This window comes from Stenotrophobium rhamnosiphilum, assembly GCF_003052265.1.
GTDB classification, from domain to species: domain Bacteria; phylum Pseudomonadota; class Gammaproteobacteria; order Nevskiales; family Nevskiaceae; genus Stenotrophobium; species Stenotrophobium rhamnosiphilum.
Window position 1 is genome coordinate 38,273 of sequence record NZ_QANS01000006.1, and the last position, 18,447, is coordinate 56,719.

Sequence of the window (18,447 nt, forward strand, 5' to 3'; positions counted from 1 at the left end):
CATGGCACTTTCCGAAACCCGCATCCACGCCCTCGGCGACGAACTGTTCGCCGCCCTGCGCGCACGCAGCGTGATTGAACCGCTGACCAATCGCGAAGCCGACATCACGATTGAAGACGCTTACAACATCTCGCTGCGCTTTCTTGAGCGTCGCAAAGCTGAAGGCGAGCGTATCGTCGGTAAAAAAATTGGCGTCACCAGCAAAGCCGTGCAAGACATGCTCGGCGTGCATCAGCCGGACTTTGGCTTTCTCACGCACACGATGGAAGTTGCCGATGGCAGCAGCGTGTCATTGAAGAAAGCGGGCTTGATCCAGCCACGTGCTGAAGGCGAAATCGCTTTCGTGCTTCGCAAAGATTTGCGTGGCCCCGGCATCACTGAAGAACAAGTGCTCGATGCAACCGACTTCGTCGTGCCTTGCTTCGAAATCGTCGACAGCCGCGTGCGCGACTGGAAGATCAAGATTCAGGACACCGTTGCAGACAACGCTTCTTGCGGCGTTTATGTACTCGGCCGTGATCGCGTCAAGCCACACGATCTCGATTTAGCTGCGGTGAAGATGGACATCCGCAAGAACGGCGAACACGTTGCCAGCGGTCTCGGCTCTGCAGTGCAAGGACATCCAGCAACGGCTGTTGCGTGGCTTGCTAACACGCTTGGGAAATACGGCATTCCTTTTCTCGCTGGCGAAGTCATTCTCTCCGGCTCACTCGCACCGCTGCTTCCTGCGTTGCCGGGCGACCGCTTTGAAATGACTTTGCACGGTATTGGTAACGCTTCGATTTCTTTCGAAGCTTGATTCACTGATTCAGAGATCTCATGAAAAAAATTAAGTGCGCCATCATCGGGCCCGGCAACATCGGCACCGATCTGATTTACAAACTCAAGCGCAGCCCAGTGCTGGAGCCAGTGTGGATGGTCGGCATCGACCCCACCTCCGAAGGTCTCGTCCGTGCTCGCGACATGGGCCTCAAGACCACGTCCGAAGGCGTCGATGGTTTGCTGCCACACGTGCTGGCTGACGAAGTGCAGATCGCCTTCGATGCGACCAGCGCTTACGTTCACAAGTCGAACTCGGACAAACTCAACGCGCTCGGCGTGTTGATGGTTGATCTCACGCCTGCTGCCATTGGCGGCCTCTGCGTGCCGCCGGTGAATTTGGAGACGCACGCCAAGGCACAGGCGATGAACGTCAACATGATTTCTTGCGCCGGTCAGGCAACGATCCCGATGGTCAATGCAGTTTCACGCATTCAGTCGGTCGGTTACGCCGAAATTATTGCGACGGTGTCTTCGAAGTCGATTGGCCCCGGTACACGTGCCAATCTCGACGAATTTACTTACACGACTTCAAACGCAGTCTGCGCCGTCGGCGGCGCACGCACCGGCAAGGCGCTGGTCATCATCAACCCTGCTGATCCTCCGATGATCATGCGCAACACCATTTACTGCCTGACCGACGAAGAGCCGGATCAGGAACGCATCCGTGCATCGGTGCTGGAGATGGTGAAAGAAGTGCAGAAGTATGTGCCGGGCTATCGCTTGGTCAACGGCCCCGTGTTCGACGGCAAGAAAGTCGCGACGTTCATGGAAGTTGCAGGCCTCGGCGATTACCTGCCGACCTACGCAGGCAATCTCGACATCATGACCGCTGCAGCTGCACGCACCGCTGAAATGTTTGCAACAGAAATTCTGGCTGGCCGTTATCAGCTCAAGCCAGTGAAGGAGGCCGCGTAATGAGCGAGCTTAAGAATGTGAAGGGCCGCAAGGTCCTCGTACACGACATGGCGCTGCGCGATGGCATGCACGCCAAGCGCGAGCAGATTTCCACCGCGCAGATGATCGAAGTTGCGACCAAACTCGATGACGCTGGCGTGCCACTGATTCAAGTTGCACATGGCGGCGGTCTTGGCGGCAACTCGCTGCAGCACGGCTTTGCCATGCACAGCAACGAAGAATATTGGGATGCAGTAATTCCCAAGATGAAGCAGGCCAAGGTTTCGGTGCTGCTGATTCCAGGCCTCGGCACGATGAAGGAATTGCAGAGCGCGTATGACCATGGCGTTCGCAGCGTTCATGTTGCTACGCATTGCACGGAAGCTGACACCAGCCCGCAGCACATCGCCTACGCACGCAAGCTCGGCATGGACACGACGGGCTTCCTGATGATGGCCCACCTCAACGATCCCAAAGGTCTCGCCACGCAAGGCAAGCTGATGGAATCCTACGGCGCGCAAACCATCTACATCACCGACTCCGCTGGTTATATGTTGCCTAGCGATGTCGTCGCACGCGTACGCGCGCTGCGTGAAGTGCTGAATCCAGAAACCGAAATCGGCTTCCACGGCCATCACAATCTTGGCATGGGCATCGCCAACTCCATTGCAGCGATTGAAGAAGGCGCAAGCCGTATCGATGCTTCAGTCGGCGGCCTCGGCGCTGGAGCAGGCAACACGCCACTCGAAGTGTTCGTCGCCGTTTGCGATCGCATGGGCATCGAAACCAACTGCGATCTGTTCAAACTGATGGACCTCACGCAGGACGTCATCTTCCCAATGATGGATCACATCGTGCGCGTCGATCGCTCCTCGCTGACGCTGGGCTTCGCCGGTGTTTACTCCACGTTCTTGCTGCACGCAGACCGCGCTGGCAAGAAGTACGGCCTGCCTACGCGTGACATCCTCGTCGAACTCGGTCGCAAGAAAATGATCGGTGGTCAGGAAGACATGATTGAAGACACCGCGCTGACGATGGCTAAAGAGCGTGGCTTGCTGAAAGCCTAAAGCTTTAAGTTGTTATTGTTTTACGGAAACGCCGCTCATTGAGCGGCGTTTCTCGTAGTGCATCTACATTGACGGCTCAGCACTTAAGCATAGACTGCTGGCAGAACGTTAAAACAAACTCACTGCAGCACTTGCTGTAAACCCGCACCCTTCTACAGCGGGACATCGACCGTCCACTCAAATGCATATCGCATTTGAGAACGCTGTTTATGGAGACCACTCATGAGCAAGACATATCAAGGCAGCTGCTTTTGCGGCGCTGTGCAATTCACGGTCACTGGCGCGCCCGAAGGCATGGGCTACTGCCACTGCGAATCGTGTAGAAGTTGGTCCGCAGGCCCGGTAAACGCCTTCACGCTTTGGAAGCCTGAAGCGGTAAAAATTACCAAGGGTGCTGACAACATCGGCAGCTACAACAAGACCGAGAACAGCTATCGCAAATGGTGCAAAACCTGCGGCGGCCACATCTTTACCGAACATCCAGGCATGGGTCTTACGGATGTTTACGCCGCTGTGATTCCAGATTTCCCCTATGCAGCTGGCGTGCATGTGAACTATCAAGAAACTCGATTGCACATCAAAGACGGCTTGCCGAAGTTGAAGGATTTCCCCAAAGAACTAGGTGGCTCCGGAGTAGCAATAGCAGAATAATCACAGGTCCCTTTAATCTCCAATCAATCAATGTAGGATGCTCTGCGCATCAAATTTTTTGGAGATTAAAGATGACCACTGATTTATGGATGCTGGTTGCAACCGCGTTGCTGTGTTTATCAAATCCCGTTGTGTATGCCATTGGTCGCTTTTCAGTGCCCGGCGGCTATTCATGGTCCGTAGGCAATCGCGATAAAACGTTGAGTATTCCTGCGTGGACTGCACGTGCAGAGCAAGCGCATCGAAACATGATTGAGAACATCGCCGCGTTTGCGATTTTGGTTTTGGTGGCGCACGTGTCTGGTAAAGCCAATGAAACGACTGCGCTCGGCGCAACGATTTTCTTCTGGGCTCGCGTGGCTTATCTGGCGATTTACACCGCGGGCGTTCCTTATCTTCGTAGTGCTGCTTGGTTTACGGCCTGGGTCGGTGGCGCGATGATTTTGGTGCAGCTATTTAATTAACCCGTGGGCCGTCACTCGTAGGGTGGGTAGAGCGCAGCGAAACCCACCGTTGTTCGCGCATCAAAGACGGTGGGTTTCGCTGCGCTCTACCCACCCTACAATAATGCGGCGGCCAACTTTCCGAGTGTGCGCAAGGCCTGTTCCAACGCAGGCGTCCACGACACCGCGCAGTTCAAGCGAATGTGATGGTGATAACGGCCATCCGCTGAATACAAAATCCCCGGACTGATCGCGATACCTTGCTGCGCCGCACGCCGGAACATCTCCATCGCATCAATCTGCTTGGGCAATTCGATCCACAGAACAAAGCCGCCTTGCGGTCGCGCCACGCTGGTGCCGACAGGAAACTCGCGCAGCACTGCATCAGAGATACGCGCTACCGAACGTGCAAGTTCTGATCTCAGCTTTCGCAGATGACGTTCGTAGCCGCCCGTTTCGAGATAGCGACTGACGATAAGCTGCGGTAATGATGCGGTGGCGCAAGACGTGGTGAATTTTCTTCGGCTCAATTCGCGGTGATGACGTCGGCTGAGCACCCAACCCACGCGCAGGCCTGGCGACAAAGTTTTGCTGAAAGATCCGCAATGCAGAACGCGATCATCTTCATCGAAAGCTTTGAACGGAGTCGCGCGAACGCCAGAGAATCCAATCTCGCCATAGATGTCATCTTCAATCAGCGGAATCTCTGCAGCATTGAGCAGACTCACCACTTCACGCTTGGCTGCGTCCGGCATCACGCTGCCTGTTGGATTATTGAAGTTCTGTACGAATAGCGCGGCGCTGATGCGATGTCGTTGGATCGCGCGACGCACGTCATCGGGATCAATCCCGTGCACGGGATCATTCGGCAGCTCGACCACGCGCAGGCCGCATTCTTCAGCGATTTGCAGCAGGCAGTAATAGGTCGGCGATTCCATCAGCAAGGTATCGCCGGGTCGCGTCAGCATGCGAATACAAAGATGAATCGCTTCGAGCGCGCCAGTGGTAATCACCACATCGTCTGCAACTGCAGGCACGCCGCAAGCGCTGAGTCGTCCTGCGATTTGCTGACGCAGTCGTTCAAGCCCGGGTGACATCATGTAAGACAGCGACTGTTCGGGCTGCTCTTTAATCAGATTGCGCGCGATGCGATTCAGCGCCGCGACCGGCATCAACTCCGGTGCCGTCGTCGCGTGACTAAGCTGCAACAGACCTGGCTGCGAAACGGTGTCGAGCACGGATGACACCAAATCGGCAGAGATCAGACTCGGCTGTAATTGCGGCGAAGAGTGAATGGTTTGCGGCAAGGTGCGCACAGCGGCGGGTACCGCGCGAACGAAATATCCCGAGCGCGGCCGTGATTCAACCAAACCCAGCAGTTCCAGATGTTCATAGGCGCGAAGAACGGTGGTGACGCTGTAACCACTTTGCGCACCCAGCTCACGTACAGAAGGAACGCGGTCACCCGGCCTCAGCTCGCCAACCGCGATTCGGGTCTGCAGGCCCTGCGCCAAAGCAACATAGCGCGCGCCCTGTGGGTCGACGGATTCTGTATCTGTATTTGACTCAAACATGGCAGAAACTCATGGCTGATACCCTGAATAAGGGGATTTAAAGCCATTCTGTACTCTATCTGTGCTTGTGTAAATTCAATTTTGTGTATCTGTTATTTATCAGAGCGATCCGCAAAATAAGCGCTCCAATGATGGAGTAAAGCCATGACCTCGCAGACCTACCAGAACCAGCCCACCCCGCTAACCGCCGACCGGCCTGCAGCGCCCGCAAGCCGTAAGCCCAGCATGCTGGAGCACGGCCAGTTCGCGGTGGTCGTGCTCAGCATTTTTGTCGGCCTCTACTACATCGCCCGCGCGTTGCTCGCGGGCTAATGTCAGTTCGCTACCAATGCGTTGGCTTGGGATTGCGCTCTTCAAAATCGCGCTGATGCCAGTAGGGATAGATCGGCCTTTGCTGACTAGCCGCGTCGAGTCTGGCGACCTGTTCTTTCGTCAGATTCCAACCGAGCGCGCCAAGATTTTGCCTGAACTGCTCTTCGTTGCGCGCGCCGATCACGATGTTGCTCACCGTCGGACGTTGCAGCAGCCAGTTGAGCGCAACCTGCGGAACCGTCTTGTTCACGTCCAGCGCGACTTGCTCAATCGCGTCGATGACTTTGTACAAATACTCGTCTTCAACAATCGGGCCGCCGGTGGCAGACAGGGCCGCACTTCACGCGGCACAATACAAATTGGTTCCAAACACCGAGCGCAACATGGCCAAGTGGTCTCCTAAAGACATTCCCTCTTTGAAAGGCAAAATCGCCATCGTGACCGGCGCCAATAGCGGTCTCGGCCTCGAAACTTCTGCCGGTCTCGCAGCAGCAGGTGCAACGGTGGTGATGGCTTGTCGCGATCCGAAGCGCGCCGAAGATGCGTTGACTGATGTGCAGCGTCGCGCACCGAAAGCAAAAGTCATCACGATGGCTTTGGATCTTGCTGACCTCGCATCGGTCCGCAAGTTTGCGGCAGCATTCAAACGCAAGTTTAAGAAGCTCGACATCCTCTGCAATAACGCAGGCGTAATGCATCTGCCGTTTCAAAAAACGCGTGATGGTTTTGAGATGCAGATGGGCACCAATCATCTTGGCCACTTTGCATTAACCGGCTTGTTGTTCGATCTGCTCGATGCAACGCCGAACTCACGCATCGTCAGCGTCGCCAGCATCGCGCACAAATTCACCAAGGGTCTTGATCTGAGTGATCTCAACTGGGAGCGTCGCAGCTACAACAAGGCCGACGCTTACGGTAAGAGCAAGCTGGCCAATCTGATGTTCCATTACGAACTTGATCGTCGCCTGCAAAAGCGCGGCAGTTCAGCAATGGCGGTTGCCGCGCATCCAGGCTATTCAGCGACGAATATTGGTTTCGGCACCAAAGAAAAAACGCCGCGATTGAAACGTCTGGCGATGAATGCGGGCAATCGATTCTTCGCGCAGCCTGCAGACATGGGCGCGCTGCCTTCGCTGTATGCGGCAACCGTTCAGCACGTGCAGCCGGGCGATTACATTGGCCCCGATGGTTGGTTCATGCAGTTTCGTGGACATCCCACTAATGTCGCTGCGCGCCCTGCGGCGCGCGATCCTAAGCAAACCGAAAAGCTGTGGGCGCTTTCCGAGAAACTTACTGGCGTGACGTTTCTTGGCCCAGTCTCTATCGCGGCAAAGAAGAAGCCTGCAGTGAAGAAGAAAGCTTTTAAGAAAGCAGCGGTCGCGAAGAAGAAACCTGCCGTGAAAAAGAAGGCTGCGGTGAAAAAGAAAGCAGTTTTGAAAAAGAAAAAAGCCCGGTAAAAGGCTTTTTTCGAAACCGCTAGTGCAACTGCTGACGAATCTCGCGTATCTCGCCGTAGTGCTTGAGCACACCTTCATAGTGACGCTCTAACAATTCGTGAATCTGCGGCGGCGTGTCTTCGCGAACAGCGCGAGCCAAACTTTCGGCAGCGATGCGCTCGTCTTCGGCAATTTCATCGAGCAACACGTCTTCGTTATGCCCTTGCGCGCTTGAACGCAGATGCAACCAAGTGCGATGCAAAGTATTGGCGAATGTGCCGAGAGCCTTCGGAGCGCCACCCAGATCTTTCACAGCATGTTGCAACTCGGTGGCCGCCTCGCCAAAAAAGCGCGAGTAAGACATCAAGGAATTTTTAAGCACCGGGTGATAAGCCTCTTCTGCCGCTGCACGTAAGCTGCTCTCGCCGTCCTTAGAAACAACAATCAGACGGTTAAGCATCGTGATGGTGTCGAGATTGTTCATGGCATTACTCCTCATTTGTGCCAAGCCGGACCGCACCTGACGCAAGCCACGAAACGCCACAACCCGCGAGTAACCTGCGGATCACGTTGCGACAGCGCAGGACGGCTGATTTGAGCCTAGCGCGATCCCCAAGGCAGTCAAAGCCGGGCTGACCAACGGTACAACCTTGACCGGCCCGGCCCATGGCCCGATCATCCCGCCCCTTGAACGACACGCCTGCCACCACCAAAACCTCAAAAGCCCAAGACTGGCGCGGCGAACTGCTGCGCGACGGCCACACCTTTTTGCGCGCGACGCAGTTGCAGCCTTTACTGGAAGCGCAAGGCAGTCTTGGCGATTGGTATGCCTTTGCCGCCAGTTGGGGCGACATGCCGGTCGACACTTACATGGCCGATGGCGGGCGCTATCGTCGTCGTCGACACGCCGTGTTTGCGATTAGCGCGGATGGCCGCATCGAACGTCAGCCGCATCAGCCGCACTATCAGAGCCGCGACTACAACACGCTCAATGGCGGCGTTGAACGCTGGTTTGAACCCGTACAAGAAAGCATCGGCGCGAGTAGCAGTCTTCATGCGATCTTGCGATTTTGCAGCGCAGTTTTTGGCGCGCTCGCACCACAAGTAAAAAGCTGGCACGTCGAGACACATCAGTTCCGCATTGAGGCACGCGCCGATATGCAGGGCTTACCAACACCAGAAGGCATGCATCGCGATGGCGTTGACTACGTGCTCGTGCTGCTCGTGCGCCGTCACAACATCGCCAGCGGCACGACAACGATTCACGCACCCGATGGCAGCAGCCTCGGCAGCTTCACGCTCACTCATGCTTTCGACGCCACGCTGATTGATGATGCGCGCGTGTTTCATGGCGTGACGGCAGTTGAACCGCTGGACGCAGCACAGCCTGCACATCGCGACGTCCTCGTCGTCACCTTCCGTCGCCAGTGAAATCGTCTCTGCCGCTGCGCGACGGCGTCGGTGCCAGCAGCGTTCAATTGCCACGCGGGCCGTGGACAACCGTGCTGGAATTTCTTGAAGCGCGCTTTCCTGAAATCAGTCTCGCCGAATGGTGGTCACGCTTTGAACGTGGCTTAGTTGTCGGCGATGATGGCGCACCGATTGCTACGAATAGCGTCTACGTTGAAGGCCTCAACGTGCACTACTACCGCGAGCTTGCAGAAGAAACGGCCATCCCTTTTCAAGCCGAAGTGCTTTATCAGGATGAGCACTTGCTCGTCGCGGACAAGCCACACTTTTTGCCGGTGATGCCTGCGGGTCGGTTCTTACAGCAAACACTGCTCGTGCGACTCAAGCGTGAATTCGGTTTGGACCATTTGGTGCCGCTGCATCGCATTGATCGCGGCACCGCAGGCGTTGTGGTTTTTTCAAAAAATCCACAAACGCGCGGCGCGTATCAAACGCTGTTTCCGCGACGCGAAGTGGAAAAGTTTTACGAGGCACTCGCGCCTGCACTGCCCGACGTGAAATTTCCGCTGACGCGTCACAGTCACATTGGCGAAGGCGAGCCGTTCTTTCGCATGTGTGAAATGGATGCCGCCGCAAACAGCGAAACGCATATCGACGTGATCGCCACGCGCGGTGCTTTAAGCCTTTATGGCTTACGGCCCATCACCGGACGCAAGCATCAACTCCGCGTACATCTGGCCGCGCTCGGCGCAGCAATCGTCAACGATGATTTTTATCCGACGCTGCGCGAAGAGGCAGAAGACGATTTCTCTCGTCCATTAAAACTGCTGGCACGCGCAATCGAATTTGATGATCCGATTACGGGCCAGCATCGCCGCTTTGAGAGTCGCAGAAGCCTTTAACCCTTGGCGTTCGTCTCAACCCAAGCCGCAAATGCATCCGCGTATTTCTTCAAGAAACTCGCGGTGCCTTCGTTATTGAGCTTGCCATCAGCGCCAAACAATTTATCGGCAGCACCGATATAAGCTTCTGGCTGCTGCAAAACGGGCATATCCAAAAACACCAGCGACTGACGCAGGTGATGGTTGGCACCAAAGCCACCGACCGCGCCAATCGACGAACTGATTACTCCGCAAGGCTTGCCACTCCAAGCGCTCTGACCATAGGGGCGTGAGCCCACATCAATTGCATTCTTCAGCGCAGCAGGCACTGAGCGGTTGTATTCCGGCGTTACGAACAACACGGCATCCGCAGCTTTCACCTGCTTGCGAAATGCAGTCCACGCTGCAGGCGGCGTGATTTCTCCGCCTTCAAGATCTTGGTTGTAAAAAGGCAGATCACCGATTTCGACGATCTCGAACTTAAGCGTTGATGGCGCAACTGCGGCCAGCGCATGCGCGATCTTGCGGTTGAAGGATTCTTTGCGAAGGCTGCCGACGATAACGGCAACGGTGCGAGTCGTGCTCATGAACATACTCCTGTGGGGGTTCGTGCTCGCTTGATATCGCGTGCACTCACCTCAGAGTAGCTCGACAGACCGCCAATACTCAACGCAGGCAACGCGCCGTTGCGTGCCCACGTTGATTCAAGCGTTAGTAACTCGCTTGAATAAGGCCATCGTCGTTGACGGCTCGTACACCATTGACGCGACGTGCCAGTTCTATCGTTCGATAGATCATGGCAACGGTTTCAACACGACCACTCAGACTCACGATGCCACGCGAAGTCGACACTTCAAGACGAGTGCCGCGGATGCGCTGATCCGCGGAAATTACAGCAGCGATCTGCTGACTGATTGCTGCATCATCAGGCTGCGCTGCCGAAACACTGGCAACCGCTACTTGAGCAGCTGGCACTGCAAACGCTGTGAGCATGAGAGTGACGCCCAGCGTGGCGGCGACACTGCGATGGATGAACTTGATCGACATAATTTGTTCTCCTGTTGAGATGAAGCCGGGAGCGCTCAACAGCGCGCCTCCGCGCGACAACACGAAGCAGTGTTGCCGTCTCATGTAGTTACGCGGCCGATGCCGCAACAGATGCCACATACATTCAGTTGAACGCACACGACGTTTATATTTGTATTGTTATGAATTTAAATTCAATATATAAAAACAATTTTCATCGATTTATTTATAGCGGCACTTTCCAGCTAGACACTGGTCTACCCTGCGTCTTGATAAAATCTTTACGTCCCACAGTTTCTCCATATCTCATCGTTCTGGAATCCCCATGAAGTCCGACGCACCAACGCGCGCGCTGTCCCCACTCCCCACTCTGATCTTTTCATCCCGCTGGTTGCAGCTGCCGTTGTATCTCGGCCTGATCATTGCGCAGGGCGTTTATGTGGTGCTGTTCGTTAAAGAACTGTCGCACCTGATTCATGGCGCGTTTGAACTCAACGAGCAGCAAGTGATGCTGATCGTTCTCGCGCTGATCGACGTAGTGATGATTTCCAACCTGCTGATGATGGTTATCGTCGGCGGTTACGAGACTTTCGTTTCGCGCCTACGCTTGGAGAATCACCCGGATCAACCCGAATGGTTGAGCCACGTGAATGCCTCCGTGTTGAAGGTAAAACTGGCGATGGCGATCATCGGCATCTCCTCCATCCATCTGCTCAAGACCTTCATCGAAGCAGGCTCACTCGGCGCGTTGCCTCCATGCGCCACCGCTGCCGCCAGAGTCGCTTGCAGCACCACCACCGAAGCTGGCGTGATGTGGCAGACCATCATTCACATGGCCTTTATTGCTTCGGCCATCGGCATTGCGTGGACGGATCGCCTGATGCTCGCGACCGCGGCACACGGCAAACCTGCTCACTAATTCCCGGTCATGCGTTAAAGAAAGCCGGCCATCAAGCCGGCTTTCGTGTTTTTCGGTGCCATTCTCTAGATGCCTACGGCGATGAGCCGCATATAATTAGCCAGATTCGGGCACCTTCATTTTAGGTTTTGCCCTGTTAAAGCGCCCTTCGGAGGGCCCGTGAAAACCATCAAGAAGTCCAACAAGCTGGCCAATGTTCTCTACGACATCCGTGGACCCATCACGGACGCCGCCAAGAAAATGGAGGACGAAGGCCAAAAGATCATCAAGCTGAACATCGGCAACTTGGCCGCGTTCGGTTTCGATGCGCCTGAAGAAATTCAGCAAGACATGATTCGCAATCTGCCGACGTCGGCAGGTTATTCCGATAGCAAAGGCGTTTTCGCAGCACGCAAAGCCGTGATGCATGAAAGCCAAAAGCAAAACATTGCGGGCGTCACGCTAGACGATATTTATCTGGGCAACGGCGCCAGCGAGTTGATCGTGATGGCGGCGAATGCGCTGCTCAACGACGGCGACGAACTGCTCGTGCCGATGCCTGACTATCCACTGTGGACCGCATCCGCCAGCCTCGCAGGCGGCAAGCCCGTGCATTATCTCTGCGATGAGAACAATGGCTGGATGCCTGATCTTGCAGACATCCGCGCCAAGGTCACGCCGAACACCAAAGGCATCGTGGTGATCAACCCCAACAATCCGACAGGCGCACTGTATTCGGATGAATTGTTGTTGGGCCTCATCGCGATTGCACGCGAACACGGCCTAGTGCTGTTGGCCGACGAGGTCTACGACAAGGTTCTGTACGACGGCGTTAAACACACCGCGATTGCGAGTCTCTCAACAGACGTACTCACGCTGACGTTCAACTCGCTGTCGAAAAGCTATCGCTCATGCGGCTATCGCGCAGGCTGGATGATTGTGTCCGGCGACAAATCCGCCGCACGCGATTACATCGAAGGCTTGAACATGCTCTCGAACATGCGCCTCTGCCCCAACGTACCGGGCCAGTGGGCTGTGCAGACCGCACTCGGCGGATATCAAAGCATCAACGATCTCGTCGGCGAAGGCGGCCGCCTGCGTCGTCAACGTGATCTGGCTTACGAACTCATCACCGCGATTCCCGGCATCAGCTGCGTCAAGCCACAAGCGGCGCTGTATATGTTCCCCAAGCTTGATCCAGAAATTTATCCGATCAAAGATGATCGCCAGTTTTTCTTGGAAGTGCTGAAAGAAACAAAAGTGATGCTGGTGCAAGGCACCGGTTTCAATTGGACCGCACCGGATCATTTCCGAATCGTGTTTCTGCCACACGAAGATGATCTGCGCGAAGCGATCGGACGTATTGCAAAGTTCTTGGAAGGTTATCGGAATCGTCACGCCAAGTAGCGTATAAAAAGCCGGCCACGTGGCCGGCTTTTTTATAGTCGCAAGCTTGCCTCGGCTTGTTAATTCGCATCAATAATCACCATCCGGCATCTCATGATCAATGTTCGCCACGCTGCGCTTCTGTTCTTCCTCACGCTTTGTGCCTGTGGCCGAAGCGAACAGTCCAGACAAGAAGAGACCCACACGCCGTCGCCGGGGACCGTTCCGTCAGAGCCGCCCGCGAGCCTCACAAAAGGCATTTGGATGAAGGGCGACTTGCACGTTCACTCGCGGCACAGCAACGATTCCACCAACAACCCGGTGGCCAAAATCGTGGCGCTAGCCGAAACCGTGGGAATGGACTATCTGTTGATTTCCGATCACGACAACCATGTCGACGGCGATGTTGCCTCACACACTTGGGCCGACCCTGAGTTTCGCTCCGACTCCGTTCTGCTGCTCTATGGCGCCGAGTGGACCACGCAACGAGGCCACGGCACCGCAATGTCGGCGCGGCCTTACGATCACAAGCGCTTCTACGATGTGCGCGATGCTCGTGATGCCAAGGTGATTGCCACCAAGAAGGCGCTGGGAATCTTCGTCGCCGCAAACCACCCAATGGCGGCTGACCACTTTGGCTTCTCCTATGATCTGGTCGACTCCATGGAAGTGTGGAGCTCGGCGATCTGGTCCAGCAATACCACCGCACTGACGGTCTGGGACGACATGCTGAAGTCCGGTCGCCGCATCGCGGCCAATGGGGGCAGCGATTCCCACCATGGCTATCCTGACTCTCCCGACGCAGAACTCGATCCCAACAACGTGCAAGCAGGCGGCAACAACGTTGGGACCCCCACGACCTGGGTATATGGCAGCTCGCACAACTCAGAAGCAGTGTTTGCCGCACTCAAGGCCGGTCGCAGCTCGGTCAGCGCCAACCCTTTCAGCCCGCGCGTGGAGTTCACCGCCGATCTCGATGGTGATGACACTCCGGACGGCATGATGGGCGACAACCTTGCTGGTCGCGGTCTGCCTGTCCGGTTCCGCGTGTTACTCGGCAACGCCAACCTGCCACTGCCCTACCAGGTGAAAGTCATCAAGGACGGCGCAGAGTTAGGCACCTATACCGCCAGCGGCTTCCCGCCAGTCGCATCGTTCACCGACACGCCTGCAGCTGGCAGTCGCAGCTACTATCGCGTGGAGGTAACGGGGACGATCACGCCCTATCCACAGGTACCGGCTTCAGCCTTGCTGAGTGGCAACATGGTGGGGCTCAGTTCGCCGATCTACTTCAACTTCGATCCATCGTTCTGATCTCAACTGACCCTCTCCCCGCAAGCAATGCCCCGACCAAAGTCGGGGCATTTTTTTGCCAGCTTGATGCGCTTGAGCAGCGCTCCCGCAACACCGCGCTGCCTGAGACGCCCAACCGCCGAATTAGCCTGAGAAAAATTTCAGGAACAACGAATAAGCGTGATAACGGCTGGATCGATCACTGCTGACGGATTCCAGCCAAAAACTTCGTTGAAGGCACGCCCGAGATGGGCAAGATCGTAAAAGCCCACTTCATGCGCGATATCGGTCAGTGGCTTGCCTTGCTTCCACAAATGAGTGGCGCGCCATACCGCGACCCAGCGCGCGTAGTGGCTTAGGTTACAACCCGTCTGCTCTTTGAAAAGATGCCGCAGACGCGAGGGCGACACATGCAAACGCTCACTCAATAATTCCAGCGTGACTTCGTTGAACGGCAGATCCTCAATCAGCGCCATCGCTTTCTCGATGCGCGGATCCAACTCGCGCGCGACGGGCTCACGTCCGCAGGCTGCGAGCACGGCTGATTTGAATAGCTGATCCACTTCTTCGCTATTGAGTGTGTCTTGCGCCGCGCGCTTGATCAGCGATTCCAGCGGAGCGAAGCGCTCGAAATCCAAAGGCAGGATTTTTCTTGATTCAAGCGTCGACTCTAGTGCGGTGTATTCCGGCGAGCCGACTGGGATATCGAAAATGACGAGGTCGCTATTCAAAGCGATGGTGCGTCGACGCAAAACATTAGGCGCAATCAAAACTGCGCGCGTTTCAATCGGGGCTTCGTCACCGGCTTCGAGACGGAGCGGCTTGTTGCAAGCGATCAGCAGAGTCGCCGAAAGCCTCCGATAAGGATTGGCGACGCGATCCATCAGGTAAGTCTGGGTCAGCAGCAAGAAACGGCGGCGGCCGTAGTAGGCCTTGAGCCCTACTGGAAATACTGATTGCCCCTCGCTCACTGCTTTAGTTCTCCTCTCCTTGGAATGCGAAGAATAGCCTTTTCATCCAAATGGAATAGCCGTTACGTCCAAGTGCATACAGATTGCGCTACGTAGAGTCGCCAGTCATCAGCAACAACGCTGAGTTTGTAAAACAAAATAAGAGGAGTTCATATGCGTCGTTTCCTTTTCGTAGCTGCGCTGGCTTTAACCACCGCCAATGCTCAAGCCGGCGTTTGCACAGATACCGTCACTGGTACCTCGCACACGCTGAGCTGCCCCTATAAATCTAAAGTTGTTACTTCGTCCTATGGCATCCCGCGCACGGTGCGCTATCAGGTTCCGGCTGGCACTCCGCCGATCGGTGGCTGGCCTGCTGTGCTGTTGTTCCAACCCAGCGTGTTCCCGATTTTCTGGAGCATTCCGGATTACACCCCAGCTGGCGCCTATCATCAGGTAGAAACGATTGCTGCGCTGCTAGACGCTGGTTACGCAGTAGTCGAGCCACCGACAAACTATTTGCGTGGCTTTCAGTACTGGGATACCAACCAGCCAGGCATGGACACGGCCCAGCCGTACACGACGACTGATGACTATGGCTTCTTGAACAAAGTCTTCAATGGCGTAGTGTCGGGTCAGTACGGGCCGATCAATGGCAGTCGCTTGTATGCCACCGGCATGTCTAGCGGCGGCTACAACACCTCACGTATGGCAGTGAGTTTTCAGGGTCGCTTCCGCGCACTAGCCGTTCAATCGGGTTCGTACGCAAGCTGCCTCGGTTTCATGTGCACGATACCGTCCACGCTGCCCGCAAATCATCCAGCAACACTGTTCCTGCACGGCAGCGACGACAACACCGTGCCGGTCAATACGATGGAGGCCTACTACAACCAGCTTCAATCACAAGGCATCGACACCAAGAAGGTGATTGCACCGGGTCTGTCGCACGAGTACCTGCCACAGGCACCGTCCGAAATTGTTGAGTGGTTTAATCATCACTAAGTGATTGCGTATCGCCCGCGCGCAGCACTCAGCTGCGCGCGGGTTCTTCATTTTTGTTTCAGGCAAACGACATTTAGATCGTTCTAGGGAGAAGAGATTTATGGACTTCAGGGCATTGCAGAGAACTGCATTTACTCAAATACTGATTTGCGCTTGTGTGCTTTCGACTGCAGTACTTTCTGCATGTGGCGAAGAATCGTCAGAAGTAACAGCTACGAATGCCGTTCCGTTTGCGCCAAAACCAGATGCTGACGAGTTTTATGCGCAGCCAAACCCGATGCCGAAACTTGCTCTCGGCACAATTCTAAAATCGCGTGCTGTCACGTTCGCTCCAGTGGGTAGCGTTCCGATGAGCAATGCCGCATGGCAGCTACAATTCATATCTCGCGACGTCAACGGAAAATCGATCGCAGCAATTGCGACCGTAGTTAAACCCACAGTCGCTGGAACTGGTCCGTCGCCTCTACTCGCGTTTCAATATGCAGAAGATAGCCTTGGCAGTCATTGCGCGCCTTCGCATACGCTAACAGGCAGCACTGCCAACTCCGTCAGTCAGCTCGAAAGTACTCAACCCTTGCTTGGCCTCGCTGCAGGTTGGACCGTGGTGTATCCCGATCACGAAGGCCCGTATTCCGCCTACGGCGCTGGCCGTCTTGCAGGACAAATTACGCTAGATAGCATCAGAGCCGCATTGAGCTTTCAACCACTCGGGCTATCTTCAAATACACAGGTTGGCATGTGGGGATATTCTGGCGGTGCTATCGCAACTGCGTGGGCAGCGTCACTTCAAAAAGCTTATGCGCCCGAAATTAATATCGTTGCCGTCGCAAGTGGCGGCACACCAGCAGATGTACTTGGCATTGCAAAAAATCTCGACGAGAGCCCTGCTACCAATGCACTTTTCTTCCCGCTGATTCTTTCCGCCATCGAAGGGATTAACCGCAGTTACCCGAATCTGGTCACGCCCATTCTTAACGATAAGGGACGCGCTGCATTCGAGTCTTTAAAGGACGGATGCGTAGGCGATACATCTGACGGATCAAGTGCTCCATCAGGTCACTTAGCGGATTACACGACCACGCCTGATCCATTAAATGCGCCGAATGTATTGGCCACGAGTCCGTTAATTACTTTGCCATTAGCTGGGAACAGCCCTATCGCCGATACATTCGTTTATCACTCAACAATAGATGAACTTATTCCTGTCGCAGGAGCAGTTGCACTCGTAAAAGCGTGGTGCGCTGCGGGCAGTCATGTGGCTTATTACCAAGGCGTTACGGGCGAACACCTGCTGTTCGAAGTTACGACAGCACCATTGGCAATCGCGTATTTAACGAGCAGATTCACTGGCACGCCAACGGTTACACCGCCGACAACGACAACCTGTAATTAAGAAAATTACCCGCGCGGGAGTGAAAGTAATTGTGACTACTAGAGTAGCAAACGGCAGTAAGCGCGCCTTAAAAGCTACATTCACCAATCCGTTTCTTATTGCTTCGATCTATTCCAGTGGTTCGCTAGATGTGCACTTGCCCATTGGGCTGACTCAATGTTTATTCCATCAATCGTAGTGCTTCGAACCCCGCTTTTTTGCGGGAATTTTCTTGAACAGGAGAGTTGACTCATGAGTGAGAAACCTACAATCGTCCTCGTACACGGCTTCTGGGGTGGTGCTGCACACTGGAGCAAGGTGATCATCGCGCTATCACACAGGGGATACACCAAGCTACGCGCTGTTGAGTTGCCACTGAGCTCACTGGCTGACGATGCCGAGAGAACGCGCAAGATGGTGGCACAGCAATCCGGGCCAGTGCTGTTAGTCGGACATTCCTACGGCGGCGCCGTGATCAGTGAAGTAGGCGATATGCCCAACGTGATTGGTCTCGTCTACATCGCGGCCTTCGCTCCAGACGCCGGCGAGAGCCCCGGCGGTATTACCCAAGGCAATCCACCGGCCGCAATCGCCAATGTTATCCCCGACAGCGACGGCTATCTCTGGATCAAGAACGATAAATATCGAGAAAGCTTCTGCCAAGATCTGGAGCCAGACGAGGCGCTAGTGATGGCGATAACGCAGAAAGCGCCATTGGCGACGACATTTGGCAACAACGTCTCAGCGCCTGCCTGGAAGAAGAAGCCTTGTTGGTATCAGATTTCCAGCGAGGATCGAATGATCAATCCTGAAAATCAGAAAATGATGTCGGCCAGAATGAACCCTCGTAAGGTTATTACGCTGACCACAGGCCACGCGTCGCTGGCTTCGAAGTCCGACGAGGTGACTGCACTAATCGTGGAGGCCGCCAGTCAAGCAAGTTAAGTCGCCGCAGCAGATTCACTGGCGCGTTGGCGTATCGACGCTAATAACGACATCCACAAAAAAGCCGGCCGCAAGCCGGCTTTTT

The 18,447-nt window shown here is 55.2% G+C and carries 20 protein-coding genes and 1 pseudogene; 15 read left to right on the forward strand and 6 right to left on the reverse strand.

What is annotated here, in order from left to right:
- Position 1: 1 nt before the first annotated feature.
- The 5 genes from CJD38_RS15035 (at position 2) to CJD38_RS15055 (ending at position 3,898) form a co-directional block, all read left to right on the forward strand.
- On the forward strand, positions 2–799 hold the full coding sequence (locus CJD38_RS15035) for a fumarylacetoacetate hydrolase family protein (RefSeq protein ID WP_107941199.1): 798 nt from the start codon (positions 2–4) through the stop codon (positions 797–799).
- 20 nt (positions 800–819) lie between these two features.
- The gene (locus tag CJD38_RS15040; RefSeq protein WP_107941200.1) at positions 820–1,737 is read left to right on the forward strand and encodes an acetaldehyde dehydrogenase (acetylating); all 918 of its coding nucleotides are present in this window, start codon (positions 820–822) and stop codon (positions 1,735–1,737) included.
- A complete protein-coding gene (gene dmpG, locus CJD38_RS15045) occupies positions 1,737–2,783 on the forward strand; it encodes a 4-hydroxy-2-oxovalerate aldolase (RefSeq protein ID WP_107941201.1) in 1,047 nt (348 codons plus the stop codon). The genes CJD38_RS15040 and dmpG overlap by 1 nt, the downstream gene beginning before the upstream one ends.
- Before the next feature lie 222 nt (positions 2,784–3,005).
- Positions 3,006–3,434 carry a GFA family protein gene (locus CJD38_RS15050; RefSeq protein ID WP_107941202.1) on the forward strand — a complete coding sequence of 143 codons (429 nt, stop codon included), beginning with the start codon at positions 3,006–3,008 and terminating at the stop codon, positions 3,432–3,434.
- 71 nt (positions 3,435–3,505) lie between these two features.
- Positions 3,506–3,898, forward strand: a complete 393-nt coding sequence (locus CJD38_RS15055) for an MAPEG family protein (protein WP_107941203.1) — start codon at positions 3,506–3,508, stop codon at positions 3,896–3,898.
- A gap of 95 nt (positions 3,899–3,993) precedes the next feature.
- Here the strand turns inward: CJD38_RS15055 and CJD38_RS15060 are convergent, their stop codons facing one another.
- Positions 3,994–5,451: an aminotransferase-like domain-containing protein gene (locus CJD38_RS15060; RefSeq protein WP_107941204.1), complete on the reverse strand. Its 1,458-nt coding sequence runs from the start codon at positions 5,449–5,451 to the stop codon at positions 3,994–3,996.
- Positions 5,452–5,595: 144 nt separating this feature from the next.
- On the opposite strand from CJD38_RS15060, the gene CJD38_RS18475 reads away from it, so the two are divergent.
- Positions 5,596–5,763, forward strand: coding sequence for a hypothetical protein (locus tag CJD38_RS18475; RefSeq protein WP_161554257.1), 168 nt, complete (start codon positions 5,596–5,598; stop codon positions 5,761–5,763).
- 10 nt (positions 5,764–5,773) lie between these two features.
- On the opposite strand, the pseudogene CJD38_RS15065 reads toward CJD38_RS18475, so the two are convergent.
- A pseudogene (locus tag CJD38_RS15065) lies at positions 5,774–6,103 on the reverse strand (aldo/keto reductase); the annotation flags it as partial.
- Positions 6,104–6,146: 43 nt separating this feature from the next.
- Here CJD38_RS15065 and CJD38_RS15070 point away from each other — a divergent pair.
- A complete protein-coding gene (locus CJD38_RS15070; RefSeq protein ID WP_206363027.1) occupies positions 6,147–7,220 on the forward strand; it encodes an oxidoreductase in 1,074 nt (357 codons plus the stop codon).
- A 19-nt stretch (positions 7,221–7,239) separates the two neighbouring features.
- On the opposite strand, the gene CJD38_RS15075 is transcribed toward CJD38_RS15070, so the two are convergent.
- Complete coding sequence (locus CJD38_RS15075) at positions 7,240–7,683, reverse strand: PA2169 family four-helix-bundle protein (RefSeq protein ID WP_161554258.1); 444 nt, start codon at positions 7,681–7,683, stop codon at positions 7,240–7,242.
- Between the two features lie 182 nt (positions 7,684–7,865).
- On the opposite strand from CJD38_RS15075, the gene CJD38_RS15080 reads away from it, so the two are divergent.
- Positions 7,866–8,630 carry a 2OG-Fe dioxygenase family protein gene (locus CJD38_RS15080; protein WP_107941207.1) on the forward strand — a complete coding sequence of 255 codons (765 nt, stop codon included), beginning with the start codon at positions 7,866–7,868 and terminating at the stop codon, positions 8,628–8,630.
- A complete protein-coding gene (locus CJD38_RS15085) occupies positions 8,627–9,511 on the forward strand; it encodes a pseudouridine synthase (protein WP_107941208.1) in 885 nt (294 codons plus the stop codon). The genes CJD38_RS15080 and CJD38_RS15085 overlap by 4 nt, the downstream gene beginning before the upstream one ends.
- On the opposite strand, the gene CJD38_RS15090 is transcribed toward CJD38_RS15085, so the two are convergent.
- Both CJD38_RS15090 and CJD38_RS15095 read right to left on the reverse strand, forming a co-directional pair.
- On the reverse strand, positions 9,508–10,077 hold the full coding sequence (locus CJD38_RS15090; RefSeq protein WP_107941345.1) for an NADPH-dependent FMN reductase: 570 nt from the start codon (positions 10,075–10,077) through the stop codon (positions 9,508–9,510). The genes CJD38_RS15085 and CJD38_RS15090 overlap by 4 nt on opposite strands.
- Before the next feature lie 124 nt (positions 10,078–10,201).
- The gene (locus CJD38_RS15095; protein WP_161554259.1) at positions 10,202–10,537 is read right to left on the reverse strand and encodes a BON domain-containing protein; all 336 of its coding nucleotides are present in this window, start codon (positions 10,535–10,537) and stop codon (positions 10,202–10,204) included.
- A gap of 304 nt (positions 10,538–10,841) precedes the next feature.
- Between CJD38_RS15095 and CJD38_RS15100 the strand changes: the two genes are divergently transcribed.
- The 3 genes from CJD38_RS15100 (at position 10,842) to CJD38_RS15110 (ending at position 14,114) form a co-directional block, all read left to right on the forward strand.
- Positions 10,842–11,435: a TIGR00645 family protein gene (locus CJD38_RS15100; RefSeq protein WP_107941210.1), complete on the forward strand. Its 594-nt coding sequence runs from the start codon at positions 10,842–10,844 to the stop codon at positions 11,433–11,435.
- A gap of 159 nt (positions 11,436–11,594) precedes the next feature.
- Positions 11,595–12,821, forward strand: a complete 1,227-nt coding sequence (locus CJD38_RS15105; protein ID WP_107941211.1) for a pyridoxal phosphate-dependent aminotransferase — start codon at positions 11,595–11,597, stop codon at positions 12,819–12,821.
- Positions 12,822–12,914: 93 nt separating this feature from the next.
- Positions 12,915–14,114, forward strand: coding sequence for a CehA/McbA family metallohydrolase (locus CJD38_RS15110; protein WP_107941212.1), 1,200 nt, complete (start codon positions 12,915–12,917; stop codon positions 14,112–14,114).
- A 140-nt stretch (positions 14,115–14,254) separates the two neighbouring features.
- Here the strand turns inward: CJD38_RS15110 and CJD38_RS15115 are convergent, their stop codons facing one another.
- Positions 14,255–15,064: a helix-turn-helix domain-containing protein gene (locus CJD38_RS15115; RefSeq protein ID WP_107941213.1), complete on the reverse strand. Its 810-nt coding sequence runs from the start codon at positions 15,062–15,064 to the stop codon at positions 14,255–14,257.
- 153 nt (positions 15,065–15,217) lie between these two features.
- On the opposite strand from CJD38_RS15115, the gene CJD38_RS15120 reads away from it, so the two are divergent.
- The 3 genes from CJD38_RS15120 (at position 15,218) to CJD38_RS15130 (ending at position 18,362) form a co-directional block, all read left to right on the forward strand.
- Complete coding sequence (locus CJD38_RS15120; RefSeq protein WP_107941214.1) at positions 15,218–16,045, forward strand: extracellular medium-chain-length polyhydroxyalkanoate depolymerase; 828 nt, start codon at positions 15,218–15,220, stop codon at positions 16,043–16,045.
- Positions 16,046–16,202: 157 nt separating this feature from the next.
- Entirely contained in the window at positions 16,203–17,438 is a 1,236-nt protein-coding gene (locus CJD38_RS15125; protein ID WP_161554260.1) for a lipase family protein, read from the forward strand.
- Between the two features lie 231 nt (positions 17,439–17,669).
- A complete protein-coding gene (locus CJD38_RS15130) occupies positions 17,670–18,362 on the forward strand; it encodes an alpha/beta hydrolase (RefSeq protein ID WP_107941216.1) in 693 nt (230 codons plus the stop codon).
- Positions 18,363–18,447: the final 85 nt, after the last annotated feature.